The organism is bacterium, from assembly GCA_021159335.1.
Taxonomy (GTDB): domain Bacteria; phylum UBP14; class UBA6098; order B30-G16; family B30-G16; genus JAGGRZ01.
Genome location: JAGGRZ010000163.1, coordinates 1 through 3,519 on the forward strand (window position 1 = coordinate 1; position 3,519 = coordinate 3,519).

2 protein-coding genes are annotated in these 3,519 nt (G+C 43.0%); both read right to left on the bottom strand.

Annotation, left to right across the window (positions count from 1 at the left end):
• On the bottom strand, positions 1 to 2,231 hold a 2,231-nt coding region (locus J7J62_09055), incomplete at its 3' end, for a hypothetical protein (protein ID MCD6125301.1).
• The gene (locus J7J62_09060) at positions 2,222 to 3,292 is read right to left on the bottom strand and encodes a hypothetical protein (protein ID MCD6125302.1); all 1,071 of its coding nucleotides are present in this window, start codon (positions 3,290 to 3,292) and stop codon (positions 2,222 to 2,224) included. The genes J7J62_09055 and J7J62_09060, both read right to left, overlap by 10 nt.
• Positions 3,293 to 3,519: the final 227 nt, after the last annotated feature.

Sequence of the window (3,519 nt, forward strand, 5' to 3'; positions counted from 1 at the left end):
GTATCCGAGTAAACTACCGTAGTCTCCGATGGATTCATCCTCACATGAATTGTATCCTCAAGCGTGGCGACCCCTACCGTTCTCATCGTCAATGTATCGAAGACTATTCCGCCACCAGCATTCGTCAGCTCCCATTTAACAACAGCTGTTTCTCCCAACTCAAAAAACCCGTCTCGGTCACCTCTAACGACCTCTACCCATGCGCTGCAAGGCACTACAAACCCGGATAACGAGGGATGCAGAGGTACCGAAATGTGCTTTCGTGGAAGTGTATGAAGTGTTATAAAAACTGTATCAGCAACTACCAATGGCACCCTTAAGGATACCCTATCGCCAGTAAAATACTTTCTCGAAAGTATTCTATTTCTCGTGGAAATAGTTATCAATGTCAGTCTCGTTAATGGTGGATTAACATATATTCGCACGATGGAATCCCCGACAAAAAGGGTTGATGGGTAAACGGTCAAGCTTTCCTCAAATACTCTTCGCGGAGTTATGGGAATAGTCGGAGAGCCGCAAAGACTGGCTATAATTCGGTCGTATGCTCGAGATGATAGTGAATACACCCAATCAAAAAGCAATTCTCCAGTCGAATTGCAGGTATCATCTATAAAAGATGACCAGAAGTTCAAGTCCATGTAATACTGTATAGACCATGCCGTATTTGAATGGGCAAACATCGCAACACCACCACCAGATGGATTTATAACCCATCGTCGAGCCATATTATCAGTATCAAGTCTATTCACATCGCAGGAAAAACTATATAAAACAGGATAATAATCATTGTCGAGACTATATATATCAGCCATGTTCAAAACTCCACCACCAGTATACATACCAAATGAAAGCAGTGTTTGATTTCCGTGATCAAAGTGATTTATCATCGCATATCCTGAATCGAGGAATGATATAAAATTAGCCCGTGATATCGTCACATCACCGCCAGTAGTGGATATATTTGAATACATCTTAGTAAGCTCAAAAATAGTATCAACACCAGTTCGGGTAACGATCTGGTCCTTAATTTGTGGGCCAGTGTTATCCGTTCCGCTGGGATATATGCTTCCGCCAACAAAAAGAATTTTGTTGAAAAACAAACCGGGGAAATTAAACAGATACTCGTGCAATTTATTGGCAAAAGTTCTTATCTCGGCAGTGGACTTGACCTCAAGCCTGCCGTAAAAAATCTCTGGAAAAAGGTCGTCGCTTGGCGATTCCCCGAATTCATCGTCACCATCGGAGTTCAGCGAACCATCCAGCGCAGCATAATACAAATCGCTTGGCGTTGCAACAATCTCGCCACGATAATTAGTTGCCACGAGTTCTCTCACGGGAATAACAGTATAATCGCCAACCAGAAAAACAGCCCATATACCCCATAACCGATACGCATCCTTGATAAAATTTCTTATCGCCTCAGCACCGTCGGATGCGCTGTAGCGAGCATATATATCCTCTATCGTCACAAAGCGAGTTGCAATCCCATACCTCGTTTCATCAAGATATGCTCTCGCAGTATCCTCAAGCGAGCTGGAAGTTATAACCACAACATCCGCTGGAGAATCTGACAATCTCGGCGGGACGGAATAACCATCGTGCGGCAAAAGAAAATAATCAGCCAAAATCTCTGATTGTTCGTAGCTTTCAAAAACACTATCAACTATCAAAAATTTATCCAAAACTTTCCGAAAAGCTCGCCTGCTTATTTCAGTGTGCACCATAGGTTTGATGCAGTTTTTGCCTCTTTCAAGTTTCAAGTCCAATTTAACTTTTTTGTGTAACAAAAGTTCACCGTCATCGCTCATAGTTACAGGGGAAAATCGCAGGACAGCGATTGAATATCCCATGGCGCAACCGTTCGATACAAGCTCAACTGGAGTTGATGCCAAAAAAGCAACCTTTGAATCCCGAACAATCTCACCTGAGCCATCAAGTCTTTTAGCAATGCACTTCTCGATTGGTTCAGTTACCCCGAGTTTTTCAGCGTTATCTTCAATTATTCTTACTGAACGAACCTTTCTTCCCTCAGGCAGAAGAACAATAACCTGCGCGAATTCAATCCACGGATAACCCGGCGGTGGTGTCACACCGTTATGAACATGAATTCTCAAGCCGTTTTGGCCATGCACAAAGGTGAAAGGATAATCGTTGGCAGAAAGCTCAATTTCCAAGCCAAAAGCCACAGTAACGATTATAAGTCCAAAAACTATCGAGGTTCTCAGAGCCATCCAAGCCTCCTCATGTCATTAACAATCGTTTGTGCCGCCCTCAAAGGGCTATGAACCTTTCTTACCCACTCATAACCATGCTTTCCGCACCTGTCCCTAAACACATCGTCAATTATAAGTTGTTCAAGTACAATCTCAAGCGTTTTCTCATCCGCTTTAACGAACGGATGCTCCCCGAGGAACTGCTCGAAATCGGGCAAAAGTTTCACAACGACTGGTATTCCCATCGCCAACGCTTCGAGGCTGCTTATCCCATAGCCAAGCTCCGTTATCTGGTCTATAAAAATATCTACCGTTGCCTTAAGCCTTAATGCATCACGGTAATTCATTTTCTCGATAAGAATTAATTTTAAATTTTTATACCGTCTTTCGAGCTTCTCAACTGTCCTAATTATCAACTCTGTGCCCTTCGAAGCTCTTAGCGTCGGCGAATGTCCAATGCGAATTTCACCCGCTACCTTACTTCGCACAGGCATATCATTAGAAAAAAACGGATAGAAAAGAAATTTTGCCCGTGGATGGATCAAAGTATGGTCGAATTCGAAGGTATAAATTAGCTTGGCAGCATTTTCCAATTCTTGCAGAGCACCCCGCCTTCTAAGGTCATCCCCATAGTAGATGATAACCAGCTTGCCGTGTCTTGATGCCCAATCGAGAACAAACTTGCCCGACCGCAGAAGTCCCACACCACCGTCGAGGACAACGACATCGTACGCGTCAAGCCTTTCAGGGAAACCAGCTCGTCTAAGAATCGGTTCCCAAAGTTTATCCCGCAGCCCAAACAAGAGCTTCCCCCATGAAGTTGGATTCCATTTTGGTGGTCTTTCCTCGCCTTTATATCGGGTCGTCCCCATGGGTTTCGTGCTTTTCGTTAGCGTCCGCAGAAATCCGGGTAAAAAACCGCGGAAAAAAGGCAGTTTAATGTGTTCTTCCTGCGGATGTCCGCGCACAGGCGGCGACAAAGTTATCAAATGCGAATCCAAACCGACGAGCCTTTCTGCTCGAACAAGTGAATACGGAACCCCAGCAAAATTCTCTGTGGCTATATGAAACACTTTCATCTTAGTCACCAAGCAAAATAAACCGCACAGCTATTGAAAGGTCAACGCAAATTATGTCTTTTAAATTGACTTAAAAATGATTGATTAATTTTAAATTGGAAATATTCATTGTGGTTATTAATTATATAAAACATTGCAAATCAAACTATGAGTACAACGGCTATATTTATAAATATTTTCGCGCTACTTTGCTTAATATTCGCTTTCCATAAAGATCGAAAAAAAGA

Excerpts from the sequence above, each read along its gene's own strand:
- J7J62_09060 (MCD6125302.1), bottom strand. The coding sequence starts at position 3,292 with ATGAAAGTGTTTCATATAGCCACAGAGAATTTTGCTGGGGTTCCGTAT.